Source organism: Carnobacterium pleistocenium FTR1, assembly GCF_000744285.1.
GTDB classification, from domain to species: Bacteria; Bacillota; Bacilli; order Lactobacillales; family Carnobacteriaceae; genus Carnobacterium_B; species Carnobacterium_B pleistocenium.
Window position 1 is genome coordinate 815,177 of the sequence record NZ_JQLQ01000002.1, and the last position, 14,570, is coordinate 829,746.

A 14,570-nucleotide genomic window follows, 5' to 3' on the forward strand; every position below is an offset into this window, starting at 1 on the left:
GTGTTGCGAAAGAAGCACCGCTAAAGACACAACGATACAATAGGCTTAGAAGAAGAGGAGAATAACTATGTTTGATAGATTAGAAAGCGTTGAAGGACGTTACGAAGAATTAAATGAATTGCTCAGTGACCCAGAGGTTGTTACTGATACAAAACGATTGATGAAACTGACGAAAGAAGAAGCAGCAATTCGCGAGACTGTTGCAACTTATCGCCGTTACAAAGAAGTTGGTCAAGCTATTTCTGACACTGAAGAAATGCTTGGTGAAAAATTAGACAATGAAATGGCTGAAATGGCTAAAGAAGAATTAAGTGATTTAAAAAAAGAAAAAACAGAGATCGAAGAAGCGATGAAAGTTTTGATGTTGCCTAAAGATGAAAATGACGATCGTAATATCATCATGGAAATTCGTGGAGCCGCTGGTGGAGATGAAGCCCAATTGTTTGCTGGGGATTTGTTTAATATGTATCAAAAATATGCTGATGCACAAGGTTGGAGAACTGAAGTTTTAGCTGCTAATATTACGGATATCGGTGGATACAAAGAGATCACTTTAATGATCACGGGAGAAAATGTTTATTCTAAATTAAAATATGAAAACGGCGCTCACCGTGTTCAACGGATCCCTTCAACTGAATCGCAAGGCCGTATCCATACCTCAACTGCGACAGTAGTGGTCATGCCGGAAGCTGAAGAAGTGGAATTGAATCTGCCAGATAAAGACATCCGGACAGATATCTACCACGCAAGTGGAGCTGGTGGACAGCACGTTAATAAAACCGCTTCTGCCGTTCGGTTGACGCATTTACCTACAGGAATCGCTGTGGCAATGCAAGACGAACGTTCGCAAATTAAAAACCGTGAGAAGGCAATGAAAGTATTGCGTGCCAGAGTGTTTGATCATATCCGACAAGCAGCTCAAAGTGAGTATGATGCAGAACGGAAATCAGCTATTGGAACGGGAGATCGTTCGGAACGCATCCGTACCTATAATTTCCCACAAAGTCGAGTGACCGATCACCGTATCGGATTAACGATTCAAAAATTGGATCAAATTCTATCGGGTAAATTAGATGAAATTGTTGATGCGTTGATTTTGAATGATCAAACAGCCAAAATGGAGCAATTGCAACATGAAGAGTAAAGCAACCTATAGAGAAGTCCTGAAATGGGCTTCTTCTTTTTTAGAAATGTGTAAAAGAGAACCCAATGCTGCTGAACTTTTATTAAAAGAACGGCTAAACTGGACTAAAACAGACGTTATGATGCAGTTAAATGAAGTGATGCCCTCGGATGTGAAACACCAGCTGTTACAAGATGTTTCCAACCATGGTTCAGGGATGCCTGTTCAACAAATACTAGGATATGGCTGGTTTTATGAACGTAAATTTAAAGTAACTAAAGATACATTGATTCCGCGACCGGAAACAGAAGAAATTGTGGATAAATTTTTGAAGGAAACGTTTTCGGATCAAAAATTATCAGTTTTAGATATTGGAACGGGTTCAGGAATCATTGGGATCACCATCAAAAAAGAGCGACCTCTTTTTGAAGTAACGGCGACTGACTTATCCTCTAGAGCTCTAAAGGTGGCCCAAGAAAATGCTGCCTTATTACAGGCAGAAGTTCGTTTTCTAGCAGGTGATTTGACCCAACCGGTAAAAGGAGAAACGTTCGATGTTATTCTCTCGAACCCGCCATATATTTCAAATGATGAGATCAGCCTTATGGATGAGAGTGTTTTACATTATGAACCGCATGTAGCCTTATTTGCTGAAAATGATGGATTAGCCATTTATCAAAGATTAGCTGAAGAAACGCCAGCTATTTTAAATCCAGGTGGTGAAATTTTATTAGAGATTGGATTTAAACAAGGGGAGAGAGTTCAAAAAATTTTTCAACAGGCTTTCCCTAATGCTAAAGTGACCATTGAAAAAGATATGAGTCGAAATGACCGCTTGATCCGAGTTAAAACGAGCTAAAAAATTCAACATAGTTATAGAACCAGAATGATTTTTTTGAAATGAACGGAGGACTAATTGTGGAAACTATTATCTATCGACCTTCAGAAGTATTTAAAGCGGCTCTAAAACTGCAACAAGGTGAACTGATTTCTTTTCCTACAGAAACCGTTTATGGATTAGGAGCAGATGCCACAAATGAAGCAGCAGTAAAAAAAGTTTATTCAGCAAAGGGAAGACCGACTGATAATCCTTTGATCGTGCATGTTTGGGCAATCGAAGAAGTTGAGCAGTATGTCCAAGAAGTACCTGAAGTAGCTAAGAAATTGATGAAGGCTTTCTGGCCGGGACCATTGACGTTGATTTTTAAAGTTAGAGAACATGTTTTTGCACCAACCGTTACGGCAGGTTTGGATAGTGTAGCCATACGGATGCCGGATAACGCGTTAACGTTGCAGTTGATCCGAGAGTCGGGAAAACCACTTGTCGGACCTAGCGCCAACACTTCTGGTAAACCCAGTCCAACATCGGCAGAACATGTTTTCCATGATTTGAAAGGAAAAATAGCTGGTGTGCTAGATGATGGGGAAACAGGGGTAGGATTAGAATCAACGGTTCTAGACATCACAGATCCGGATAGCCCTATGATTTTGCGGCCAGGTGCAACGACGAAAGAAGCTTTGGAGCAGGTTATTGGGACGGTTTATGTCGATCGACACCTGTTGTCAAGCGATGAGGCACCTAAAGCTCCAGGGATGAAATACACCCATTATAGTCCAAATGAACCGGTAGTGATCGTCACTGGGGATAAGAGCGTATGGGAGAAAGCAATTGAAACGTATCAAAGGCAAGGGGAGAAAATTGGACTATTAGCAGATCAAGAGATTTTGCACCAATTTCAAGCAAATGTAAGTGCTATCTATTCATTAGGCGAAAATAAAAATATCAATGAGGCTTCAAGATTGTTATACTCAGGACTAAGGTCTTTTGAAACAACAGAGGCCACAATAATTTTAGCCCAAGCGTATACTCAAAATGGTTTGGGAGAAGCGTATATGAATCGGCTCCAAAAGGCAGCAGGCAATCATTTTTTTGAACAAGAGTAGATCAAAAAAGTTAAGCAAGCTAGTAAGTAAGTAAGTAAGTAAGTAAGTAAGTAGCAATTAAAACTATTGAGGGATGTGGTTGGTTTATGAAGAACAACATGAATTTTGATAATGAAGTATTTGAAGCTATTGAAAAAGAAAACAATCGTCAAGAGCAGAATATTGAATTAATTGCCTCAGAAAACTTTGTATCTGAAGCAGTACTAGCCGCACAAGGAAGCATTTTAACTAATAAGTATGCAGAAGGCTATCCTGGAAAAAGATATTATGGTGGCTGTGAGTTTGTCGACGTTATTGAAAATCTAGCTATTGAGCGGGCACAAAAACTTTTCGGAGCTGAATATGTAAATGTTCAACCCCATTCAGGTTCTGGTGCAAATATGGCAGCTTTCAATGCTTTATTGACTCCTGGAGATACTGTATTGGGAATGGATCTAACACATGGCGGACATTTAACACATGGTTCTCCTGTAAATTTCAGCGGAAAAACTTATCATTTTATTTCTTATGGTGTAGATAAAGAAACAGAAGAACTAGATTACGAAGTGATTCAGGGTCTTGCCAAGCAACATCAGCCGAAATTGATCATCGCTGGAGCGAGTGCCTACTCTAGAAAAATAGATTTTGCACGCTTTAGAGCAATAGCAGATGAAGTTGGAGCATACTTGATGGTCGATATGGCTCATATAGCCGGATTAGTTGCCGCCGGATTACATCAAAATCCAATTCCCTTTGCAGATGTCGTCACAACGACAACCCATAAAACGTTAAGAGGACCACGCGGTGGAATGATTTTAGCTAAAGAAAAATACCGTAAAGCTTTAAATAGTGCCATTTTTCCTGGCATTCAAGGTGGACCATTGGAACACGTTATCGCAGCTAAAGCCGTTGCATTAAAAGAAGCGTCTGCTCCAGAATTCAAAGTTTATGCAGCTCAAGTCATTAAAAATGCAAAAGCAATGGAAGCCGTTTTTACCGCATCTAAAGGTCATTTGATAAGTGGCGGAACTGACAACCACTTGTTGTTATTCGATGTCACAAACTTTGGTCTAAATGGCAAACAAGCGGAAGTTCTTTTAGATAACGTAGGCATTACGGTCAATAAAAATACGATTCCATTTGAAACGTTGAGTCCTTTTAAAACAAGCGGCATTCGAATTGGAACGCCTGCTATTACAACAAGAGGCTTTGATGAAGAAGCTTCTAAAAAAGTGGCAGAATTGATTATTGAAACATTGACAGCTAATGGAGATGCTGAAAAAATGGAAGCTATCCAAACGCAAGTTCATCAATTAACTGCTAAACACCCTTTATATGATTCAAAAAGTAAATAGCCTTAAATTAGTAGAACAAATAGAATGAAAAAACCGTTAAAAAGGTAGCACTGAAAGCTGATATCCTTTACAATGGAAATGTTTAAAAATACTGAAAAATGAGGGCTGAATACAATGTCGAAAGTTCAAGTTATGGATCATCCATTAATCCAACACAAATTAACCATTCTTCGCGATAAGAATACCGGAACGAAAGATTTTAGAGAAGCAGTTAATGAAATTGCACGTTTAATGGCATTTGAAGTCTCTAGAGATATGCCTTTACAAGATGTAGAAATCGAAACTCCTTTAGTAAAATCTGTTCAAAAGAAATTGGCTGGTAAAAAAGTTGCGATCATTCCGATTCTAAGAGCTGGATTGGGTATGGTCGATGGAATGTTAGATTTAATTCCTGCGGCAAAAGTTGGACACGTTGGAATGTACCGTGACCATGAAACTTTGGAACCGGTAGAGTATTTCGTTAAATTGCCATCAGATATCAATGAACGTTTATTACTAGTTGTTGATCCAATGCTTGCTACAGGTGGATCAGCTATTGCAGCAATCGATTCATTGAAAAAACGTGGAGCTACAACGATAAAATTTGTCTGCCTAGTTGCAGCTCCAGAAGGTGTAGCAGCTTTAGAAAAAGCTCATCCTGATGTAGATATTTTTACAGCAGCTTTAGATGAACGGTTAGATGAAAATGGCTATATTTTACCTGGACTAGGAGATGCCGGCGATCGATTATTCGGCACAATGTAATAGCAACAAAGAAAATATATCACCTTTAACCGATAAATAAACAACCAACCATAAAAAGAGTTACAAACTAAATTATAGTTTGTAGCTCTTTTTTTTGTTTTCCCAATGTAATTTTTCTTATTAAGGTGGTCTAAAAAGTTGGAGTTCGGATAAAGCTAAAATAGTTTTCATTTCTCCTATGATATTTAAATAGAAAATATAAAAAGTTAATGAAAAAAGACAAAAATGAGAATGCTCAATTTTGTTTTTTTACAAATGTAATAAAAAAAGATGAATTTAATAGAAAAAAAGTGAATAAAAAGGAGATATAGTGAAAAAGAGAACGAATACAAAACCTATTTAATATTTAAGACATAAACGGACGCCTGAAAATTGTCATTTAATAAAATGGGAGATAGATTAAAAAGAATGTTTTTAAAGCAAATCAATACAAAAAAGATAGAAATCTGCAGACTATTTTTTGAAATTAAATGCTTGGAAAACGCTTAGTGGTAACGATTTGTTGAAAATTAGAAATGTTTTTCATTTTCTTTTTGTATTTTAAATCGAATGGTGGTATGATAACAAATGCCAGTGAAAAAAGAGGAATTGTTTTAGGAATTAGTCAGTATTTTTTACATTGCTAAATGAATCAAAGTGAATTTTACTTAATCCATTTGAATAGGAAAGAAAGCTAGTATATGCTAAAATGAGCATGTGAAATCAGTGGAATAATAATTTTCACAAAATGTATTTCTCAATTTGTTATTTGCAATTATAGATTTTAATTATGGAAAGAGGTGAACGTTGTGGATCACGAAAATCCGATTGTTACGTTGTTTGGCTTAGGTTTTAATGTCACCAATACAATCGTAACAGTATCAGCGTGCGTGATTGTATTCTTGATTGCGTTTATTTGTACGAGAAATTTACAAATAAAGCCAACAGGTAAGCAGAATTTTATTGAATGGGTAGTCGATTTTACTGGAAACATTGCTTCAAGTGCGATGTCTAAGCAACAATCAGAAAAATTCAGATTACTAGGTTTTACGATTTTAACATTTGTATTTGTCTCAAATATGATGGGGCTACCTTTAATGCTAACGATTGATGGTTATCAAATGTGGAAAAGTCCAACGGCTGATCCAGTAATCACATTAACATTAGCAGCTATGGTAATTGTCATGACACATTATTTTGGAGTGCAAGAACAAGGAGCAAAAAACTACTTTATGAATAGTTTTGTTAGACCAGTTCCTTTCTTATTTCCAATTAAAATCTTTGAAGAATTTACAAATACATTAACTTTAGCGCTACGTCTTTATGGAAACATTTATGCTGGAGAAATTTTACTTGGATTGATCGCTTCTTTAGCTCAAAGCCAAGGAGTATTCACTTGGATAGTTGGTATTCCTTTAGGAATGGCATGGCAAGGATTCTCTATCTTTATCGGAAGTATACAAGCATTTGTTTTTACAACACTGACGATGGTTTATCTTTCTCATAAAGTTGAACACGAAGAGAGTACAGAACATCTGAAAGAAGCAGCATAAGGTAATCAAATTGAAATAGTATCAATATCAATAATAAACAAGCAGAAATAGTAAAGATAAGTATTAGGAGGAAATAGATTATGGGTTTAATAGGAGCAGCAATAGCAGTAGCAGGAGCAGCCATTGGGGCAGCACTAGGTTCAAGTAAGGTTGTAGCAAAAACAATTGAATCAATCGCACGTCAACCAGAAATGAAAGGTCAATTACAAACATTAATGTATATCGGTGTTGGATTAGTAGAAGCTATTCCAATCATGGCAGTTGTTATCGCCTTTATTTTAGTTTTCCAATAAAAATATTTTTTTAAAAATTGACAGGTAGAGAATAAACAGTCTCTTTACCTGTTCTTTTAAAGCACCATTGAAGTATAGGTGAAGGAGTGTGGAAAATGCTTAGTCCGTTGGTTGTAGGGCAAATAACAGTTGGAGATTCAATCGTTACTTTGGTCTCATTTCTACTATTAATGTTGGCATTGAAGAAGGTTGCTTGGAAACCTCTGATGGCAATGATGGAAAAACGAGAACAGTTGATTGCAAGAAATATTGATGATGCTGAATCAAAAAAATTAGACGCAGAACGATTGCTTAAAGAGCAACAACAACAATTAGAAGACACACGTAATAAAGCAAGTGCGGTTATTGAACAAGCTAGAGACACGGCTGATAAATTGGAAAAAGAACAATTGGCAGCTGCTAAAGTAGAAATTGCTCGATTAAAAGAAGAAGCAAGAAAATCAATAGAATTAGAAAGAAAACAAGCATTAGCAAGTGCACAAAATGATATCAGTCGTCTTTCTCTTGATATTGCTGAGAAATTGATTGGCAAAGAATTATCTAATGAAGGGCATGCTGAATTAATAGAAGAGTATATCGAAAGGTTGGCGAATAATAATGAAGTTAAATAGAAATATGAATTCTCGCCAGCTTGCTGATGCCTTTTACCAAGATTCAAAAGAAAAAGGATTGGTTGATGTTTCATTCGACAATATAATGGATGTTCGTCAAGTACTAGAAGAGATCCCTAATTTGGGTGCGATTTTAGTAGACCATCGATTGGATAAGTTTAAACGAGACCATCTTCTTGCAGACTTAATTAAACAGTTTCCAACAAATACGCAAAGTTTCTTCCATATGCTTTATGACTATAATCAAATTAGTAATATCAGAGATATTGTAAATGAATTTGAAAAAATATACGATTATAAAAATAGAACAGTCGTAGCTAAAGTTACTACAGCAATTGAACTTACGGATGGACAAAAAGAACATTTAATAAACGTAATGAAAGTAAAATTAGATGCAAAAAAAGTATTGCTGCATACTATTGTGGATAAACATGTTTTAGGCGGAGTCATCATAGAAGCTGAAAGTCAAGTTTATGATGGAAGCATTCGTTCTAACTTTGAAGCATTAGAAAAGCAATTGATTCGATAAAAGAAGTTATGAGGTGAGTTTATTTATGGGCGTAAAAGCAGAAGAAATTAGTTCACTAATAAAAAAACAAATCGCAAGTTACAAAAGTGAATTAGTAATAGATGAAGTAGGTACAGTTAGTTACGTAGGTGATGGAATTGCTCGTGCTTATGGATTAGAAAATGCAATGGCAGGAGAACTATTAGAATTCTCGAATGGAATTTTTGGCATGGCACAAAATTTAGAAGTAAACGATGTTGGGATTATTATTCTAGGAGAGTTTACTGGTATTCGTGAAGGCGATATTGTTAAACGTACTGGTCAAATTATGCAAGTGCCGGTTGGTGAAGCAATGATTGGGCGGGTAGTAAACCCTTTAGGACAACCAATTGATGGTCTAGGAGAAATTCTTACCACTAAAACACGTCCAATAGAAGCTGAAGCTCCAGGTGTTATGGACCGTCATTCAGTCAATGAACCTTTACAAACCGGAATCAAAGCAATCGATGCATTAGTACCCATCGGTCGTGGACAACGGGAATTAGTTATTGGGGACCGTAAAACTGGGAAAACTAGCTTAGCTATTGATACGATTTTAAATCAAAAAGGTCAAGATACGATTTGTATCTATGTAGCAATTGGACAAAAAGAATCAACGGTACGTAATCAGGTAGAAGTATTGAAAAAATATGGTGCAATGGATTATACGATCGTTATGACGGCAAGTGCTTCTCAACCAGCTCCATTGCTATATATTGCGCCTTATGCTGGATCTGCTATTGGAGAAGAATTCATGTACGACGGCAAACATGTGTTAATCATTTTTGATGATCTAACTAAACAAGCATCAGCTTACCGTGAACTGTCACTCCTATTGCGTCGTCCACCAGGTCGTGAAGCTTATCCTGGAGATGTTTTTTACTTGCATTCACGTCTATTAGAACGTGCTGCAAAATTAAGCGATAAACTTGGTGGTGGTTCAATGACCGCTATTCCGTTTGTTGAGACGCAAGCAGGAGATATCTCTGCTTATATTCCTACAAATGTTATCTCTATTACAGATGGACAAATTTTCTTGGAAAGCGATCTGTTCTATTCAGGCATTCGACCAGCTATTGCAGCAGGATTATCCGTTTCTCGTGTTGGAGGAGCAGCTCAAATCAAAGCAATGAAAAAAGTTTCCGGAACATTGCGTTTAGATTTAGCTAGTTTCCGTGAATTAGAAGCCTTTACTCAATTTGGATCAGATTTAGATGCAGCTACGCAAGCAAAATTAAATCGTGGACATCGAACAGTAGAAATCTTAAAACAAGGATTACACCAAACGATAAGCGTCGAGAAACAAGTCATTATTTTATATGCTCTAACGCACGGTTTCATAGATTCAGTACCGGTCAGTGAATTGAGTCGATTTGAAGATGAATTGTATGATTTCTTAGATAATCAACACGCTGAAATTTTAGCTGAAATTGTTGAAACTAAAGATTTGCCAAAAACAGAAAAATTGGATGCTGTTATCAATGAATTCATTACTAATTTTTTCACTAATTATATTGATTCTTCAACCGATACAAACAGTATACAAACCAATTAAAGGCGGTGAATAAGAATGGCAGCCTCTTTAAATGAAATCACAAAGAAAATAACGTCAACAAAAAAGACAAGTCAAATCACGAATGCCATGCAAATGGTTTCAGGCGCAAAACTATCTAAAGCTGAAGATACAGCTGCTGGATTTCAAATTTATTCGCAAAAAGTAAGAGAAATCGTTACTCATTTAGCTCACAATCAGCTCTCTTTGATTGAAAATGAAATGTATGGAACGAACTCACCTTCTAATATCGACTTTCATGATATGTTGGTCGAACGTCCAATCAAAAAAACCGGATACATCGTTATTAGTTCCGATAAAGGATTGGCTGGTGGGTATAACAGTTCAGTAATCAAATCAACGGTCGACATGATTACTAGAGATCATGCTTCTCCAGATGAATATGTCTTTATGGCTGTTGGTTCAACAGCTGCTGACTTTTTTAAATCCAGAGGGATGAATGTTGCTTATGAGTTGAATGATATCAGTGATCAACCTTCTTTTGAAGAAGTACGGACAATCGCTAGAACAGCAACCGAGATGTATAAAAATGAAGTTTTTGATGCGTTGTATGTTTGTTACAATCATCATGTAAATACAATCATGTTCCAATATCGCGCTGAGAAAATGTTGCCGCTCTCCGATTTAGATGCAATGGAAGTAAAAAATTATGAACAAGATTACATTTATGAACCTTCTAAAGAGGAAATTTTAGATATTATATTGCCGCAATATGCTGAAAGCTTAATATACGGAGCTATTTTAGATGCTAAGGCTGCTGAACATGCAGCACGTATGACAGCTATGAAGGGTGCAACAGATAACGCTAAAAACATTATTGATGATTTAACGATTGTATATAATCGGGCTCGTCAAGCTGCTATAACAGAAGAAATCACAGAAATTATTAGTGGTTCTTCAGCGGCTAAGTAAGTGAATGGAGGAAAATGAATGAGTATTGGTCATATTGTTCAAGTTATAGGACCTGTTGTGGATGTAGAATTTCCCATTAACGATACTATGCCTGAAATCAATAATGCTCTCATTGTTGAAAAAAATAAGAGTACAAATGAAACAGTTGTTTTAGAGACAGCACTATTGTTAGGAAATGGCGTCATCAGAACGATTGCAATGGAGTCAACAGATGGATTGCAACGAGGCATGAATGTCATTGATACTGAAGAATACATCTCTGTTCCAGTTGGTGAAGAAACCTTAGGACGTATGTTTAACGTTTTAGGAGAAACAATTGATGAGAAAGAACCTTTTCCAGCAGATACAAAACGCAATCCAATTCACCGTAATGCGCCTGCATTCGATGAATTAAGTAGCAATACGGCCATTCTTGAAACTGGAATAAAAGTTATCGATCTATTAGCCCCTTATTTAAAAGGAGGAAAAATCGGATTGTTTGGTGGAGCCGGTGTAGGGAAAACGGTTCTGATCCAAGAATTGATCCATAACATTGCGGAAGAACATGGTGGAATATCTGTGTTTACTGGTGTAGGTGAACGAACTCGTGAGGGTAATGACTTGTACTTTGAAATGCAAGAATCTGGAGTTATCAAACGTACAGCGATGGTCTTTGGTCAGATGAATGAGCCACCTGGTGCTAGAATGCGAGTAGCCTTAACAGGGTTAACGATTGCTGAATACTTTAGAGATGAAGTTGGGCAAGATGTATTGTTATTTATTGACAATATTTTCCGATTCACACAAGCTGGATCAGAAGTATCCGCATTACTTGGTCGTATGCCATCAGCTGTTGGGTATCAACCAACGCTAGCAACTGAAATGGGACAACTACAAGAACGAATCACTTCAACTAGCAAAGGATCTATCACATCCATTCAAGCAATCTATGTACCAGCGGATGACTATACTGACCCAGCACCAGCAACTGTTTTTGCCCATTTGGATGCAACAACCAACTTGGAACGTAAATTAACAGAACAAGGTATTTATCCTGCTGTAGATCCATTGGCTTCAACATCTAGCGCATTGTCTCCTGAAATTGTTGGAGAAGAACATTATAAAGTTGCGATAGAAGTACAACAAATTTTACAACGTTACCGTGAATTGCAAGATATTATCGCTATTCTAGGAATGGACGAATTGTCAGCAGATGAAAAAATCGTTGTATCTAGAGCTAGACGTATCCAATTTTTCTTATCACAAAACTTCCATGTAGCTGAAGCTTTTACAGGTCTACCAGGATCTTTTGTGCCTGTTGAAGAAACCGTACGTGGATTTAAGGAAATTATTGATGGCCGTTACGACCATTTACCTGAAGATGCTTTCCGTAATGTAGGAAGAATTGATGAAGTTGTGACTAAAGCTCAATCAATGGGATACTAGGAGGTGAAAATAGATGAGTGAAATGCAAGTGAATATCGTTACGCCTGCTGGAATCGTCTACAATCACCAAGCGAAAAGAGTGATTGCTAAAGCAGTAGATGGAGAAATAGGTATTTTACCAAATCATATCCCTATCATTGTTCCCTTAACGATCCATTCCGTTCGAGTAGAACGTGTTTCAATTGATGCAGAAGATTGGATCGCTGTCAACGGTGGGGTTATGGAAGTTAGAGATAATATTTGTTCCATCATTGCAGATAGTGCCGAACGAGCAAGAGACATTGATGTCGAACGAGCTATGGTTGCTAAACAACTAGCAGAAGAAGAATTGCGAAAAACTGAAGCAATTGAAAACAAGAACCATTCGAAACGGGCAGAAATTTCTTTGAGAAAAGCTGTCAATCGAATTTCAGTATCTAAACATCAAAGAAGGTAGTCTAAAATGGTTGGAATAAATACAGTTGGTCTGTATTTATTCCAACCTTTTTTTTTGCAGTATAAAAATCTGTAATAGGAATTATGTTATATTACAAATTGAAGACAAAATAAAGGCTATCTATTTATTTTTATGTTAAAATCATAGTAGATTAGTAAGGAAGAGAGAGAAAAAAATGAACTTTTTAGGTATGCAATCTTTAATTACAATCATCTCTCATATGTTTTTTATTTTGCTTTCTTTTTGGGCATTAAAAGGAATAAGAATAGAAAAATTTATTAAAAAAAATAATGTTGGGCAAGCTCGGGTTCTTTACTTATTTTTAGCTATCACTATAGGGTATCCGGTAAGTACTTTCTTTATCGATTTGATCTTAAATTCGCAAAATCTTATTTTTTTGTTTTATTAAGATTTGAATAAGATTATTACAAAATACGTGTTAAATTTGTACGTTTACCTTGCTTCGTGCTATACTATTCAATGTTGTCTAGTACCATTTACCTCACACCGTTGTGATAAAGACAATGAAAAATTTTGGAGGGATACACCATATGGAAAAAATTATTGTTAAAGGTGGAAAACGCCTAACCGGAACAGTAAAAGTAGAAGGGGCAAAGAATGCCGTATTGCCTATTTTAGCTGCTTCAATACTAGCAAGTAAGGGACAAACTAAATTAACTAATGTTCCAATCTTGTCCGACGTATTCTCTATCAATGAAGTTTTAAGCCACTTGAATTTAACTGTTGACTTTGATCAATCTAAAAAAGAAATTAACCTAAATGCTACTAAAGGCCTGCATTTTGAAGCTCCTTTTGAGTATGTGAGTAAAATGCGCGCATCTATCGTCGTATTGGGACCTCTACTAGCTCGTTTGGGACATGCAAAAGTTGCTCTTCCAGGAGGTTGTGCAATTGGAACACGTCCGATAGATTTACATTTAAAAGGTTTTGAAGCGATGGGTGCGGAAATACATATCGAAAATGGATATATTGAAGCATTCGCCGATCAACTAAAAGGAGCTCACATCTACTTAGATTTTCCAAGTGTTGGAGCGACACAAAATATTATGATGGCTGCTACACTGGCTAAAGGAACAACCACAATTGAAAATGTTGCTCGAGAACCTGAAATCGTTGATTTAGCAAACTTTTTAAATCGTATGGGAGCTAAAGTCATTGGTGCAGGTACAGAAAGTATCCGTATTGAAGGTGTAACCGAGTTGAAAGGTGTAGAACATAGCATTATACCGGATCGTATTGAAGCTGGTACATTTATGGTCGCAGCAGCAGTTACTCAAGGAGACATTTATATTGAGGATGCTGTTTCTGAACACAACAAGCCTTTAATTTCTAAATTGAAAGAAATGGGTGTTCAGTTTGAAGATAAAGGAAATGGATTACGTGTAATCGGTCCTAAAAAATTAAAAGCAACAGATGTAAAAACAATGCCGCATCCTGGTTTTCCAACAGATATGCAAGCTCAAATGACAATAGCGCAACTATTTGCTGAGGGAACAAGTACAATGAAAGAAACTGTATTTGAAAATCGCTTTATGCATATGGAAGAGTTGCGTCGCATGAATGCTGATTTTAAAATTGAAGGACAAACGTTAGTTATCTATGGACCAACTGAATTACAAGGAGCTGAGGTTGCAGCAACAGATCTTAGAGCAGCAGCAGCTTTGATCATAGCTGGTTTATTTTCAAAAGGGTATACAAGAGTGACACATTTAGAATACCTAGATCGTGGATACTTTGAGTTTCATAAAAAACTACAAGCGTTAGGCGCAGATGTAGAACGAATTGAAGAATCAGTAGAAAGCAAATTGGAAGAAGCAGAACTTGAAGGTTTGTTCTCTTAAAAGCGCATGTTTAATAATGTATTTTAACTAAGTCTTATAAAGTTGACACTTGTCACTTTATAAGGCTTTTTTTTGAGTATCCGTCCTTAGTCCTTAAAAGAATATTTTTTTTGGAAATGTGCTTCTATATCAAATAGTGTGGATGCTTCAAAAATAAATTTATTCTGGAATAGGCGAAGTTACTTATAAAGAGCTAAGGTTGTATAATTTCCATCGAACCTTAAACATCGAAGC

At 36.5% G+C, this 14,570-nt stretch carries 15 protein-coding genes; all 15 read left to right on the forward strand.

The window, feature by feature from the left end; translation table 11 throughout:
- Positions 1-67: 67 nt before the first annotated feature.
- The 15 genes from prfA (at position 68) to murA (ending at position 14,336) form a co-directional block, all read left to right on the forward strand.
- Positions 68-1,144: a peptide chain release factor 1 gene (prfA, locus tag BP17_RS04085; protein ID WP_035051929.1), complete on the forward strand. Its 1,077-nt coding sequence runs from the start codon at positions 68-70 to the stop codon at positions 1,142-1,144.
- A complete protein-coding gene (gene prmC, locus BP17_RS04090) occupies positions 1,134-1,982 on the forward strand; it encodes a peptide chain release factor N(5)-glutamine methyltransferase (protein WP_035051931.1) in 849 nt (282 codons plus the stop codon). The genes prfA and prmC overlap by 11 nt, the downstream gene beginning before the upstream one ends.
- A 59-nt stretch (positions 1,983-2,041) precedes the next feature.
- Positions 2,042-3,067: an L-threonylcarbamoyladenylate synthase gene (locus BP17_RS04095; protein ID WP_035051933.1), complete on the forward strand. Its 1,026-nt coding sequence runs from the start codon at positions 2,042-2,044 to the stop codon at positions 3,065-3,067.
- An 86-nt stretch (positions 3,068-3,153) separates the two neighbouring features.
- Positions 3,154-4,401, forward strand: a complete 1,248-nt coding sequence (glyA, locus tag BP17_RS04100; RefSeq protein ID WP_035051935.1) for a serine hydroxymethyltransferase — start codon at positions 3,154-3,156, stop codon at positions 4,399-4,401.
- 114 nt (positions 4,402-4,515) lie between these two features.
- Positions 4,516-5,145, forward strand: coding sequence for a uracil phosphoribosyltransferase (gene upp / locus BP17_RS04105; protein ID WP_035051937.1), 630 nt, complete (start codon positions 4,516-4,518; stop codon positions 5,143-5,145).
- A gap of 788 nt (positions 5,146-5,933) precedes the next feature.
- Positions 5,934-6,677 carry a F0F1 ATP synthase subunit A gene (gene atpB, locus BP17_RS04110; RefSeq protein ID WP_035051939.1) on the forward strand — a complete coding sequence of 248 codons (744 nt, stop codon included), beginning with the start codon at positions 5,934-5,936 and terminating at the stop codon, positions 6,675-6,677.
- 80 nt (positions 6,678-6,757) lie between these two features.
- Positions 6,758-6,970, forward strand: a complete 213-nt coding sequence (gene atpE, locus BP17_RS04115) for a F0F1 ATP synthase subunit C (protein ID WP_007720713.1) — start codon at positions 6,758-6,760, stop codon at positions 6,968-6,970.
- A 95-nt stretch (positions 6,971-7,065) separates the two neighbouring features.
- Positions 7,066-7,581, forward strand: a complete 516-nt coding sequence (gene atpF, locus BP17_RS04120) for a F0F1 ATP synthase subunit B (RefSeq protein WP_035051941.1) — start codon at positions 7,066-7,068, stop codon at positions 7,579-7,581.
- Positions 7,568-8,110, forward strand: a complete 543-nt coding sequence (gene atpH, locus BP17_RS04125) for an ATP synthase F1 subunit delta (RefSeq protein WP_035051943.1) — start codon at positions 7,568-7,570, stop codon at positions 8,108-8,110. The genes atpF and atpH overlap by 14 nt, the downstream gene beginning before the upstream one ends.
- 25 nt (positions 8,111-8,135) lie before the next feature.
- Complete coding sequence (atpA, locus tag BP17_RS04130; protein ID WP_035051945.1) at positions 8,136-9,683, forward strand: F0F1 ATP synthase subunit alpha; 1,548 nt, start codon at positions 8,136-8,138, stop codon at positions 9,681-9,683.
- Positions 9,684-9,698: 15 nt separating this feature from the next.
- Positions 9,699-10,613 carry a F0F1 ATP synthase subunit gamma gene (locus BP17_RS04135; protein ID WP_035051947.1) on the forward strand — a complete coding sequence of 305 codons (915 nt, stop codon included), beginning with the start codon at positions 9,699-9,701 and terminating at the stop codon, positions 10,611-10,613.
- A gap of 18 nt (positions 10,614-10,631) precedes the next feature.
- On the forward strand, positions 10,632-12,038 hold the full coding sequence (gene atpD, locus BP17_RS04140) for a F0F1 ATP synthase subunit beta (protein WP_035051949.1): 1,407 nt from the start codon (positions 10,632-10,634) through the stop codon (positions 12,036-12,038).
- Between the two features lie 13 nt (positions 12,039-12,051).
- The gene (locus BP17_RS04145) at positions 12,052-12,474 is read left to right on the forward strand and encodes a F0F1 ATP synthase subunit epsilon (RefSeq protein ID WP_035051951.1); all 423 of its coding nucleotides are present in this window, start codon (positions 12,052-12,054) and stop codon (positions 12,472-12,474) included.
- Between the two features lie 175 nt (positions 12,475-12,649).
- Positions 12,650-12,883, forward strand: coding sequence for a DUF1146 family protein (locus BP17_RS04150; protein WP_035051953.1), 234 nt, complete (start codon positions 12,650-12,652; stop codon positions 12,881-12,883).
- A gap of 142 nt (positions 12,884-13,025) precedes the next feature.
- Positions 13,026-14,336, forward strand: coding sequence for a UDP-N-acetylglucosamine 1-carboxyvinyltransferase (gene murA / locus BP17_RS04155; RefSeq protein ID WP_035051955.1), 1,311 nt, complete (start codon positions 13,026-13,028; stop codon positions 14,334-14,336).
- Positions 14,337-14,570 lie beyond the last annotated feature (234 nt).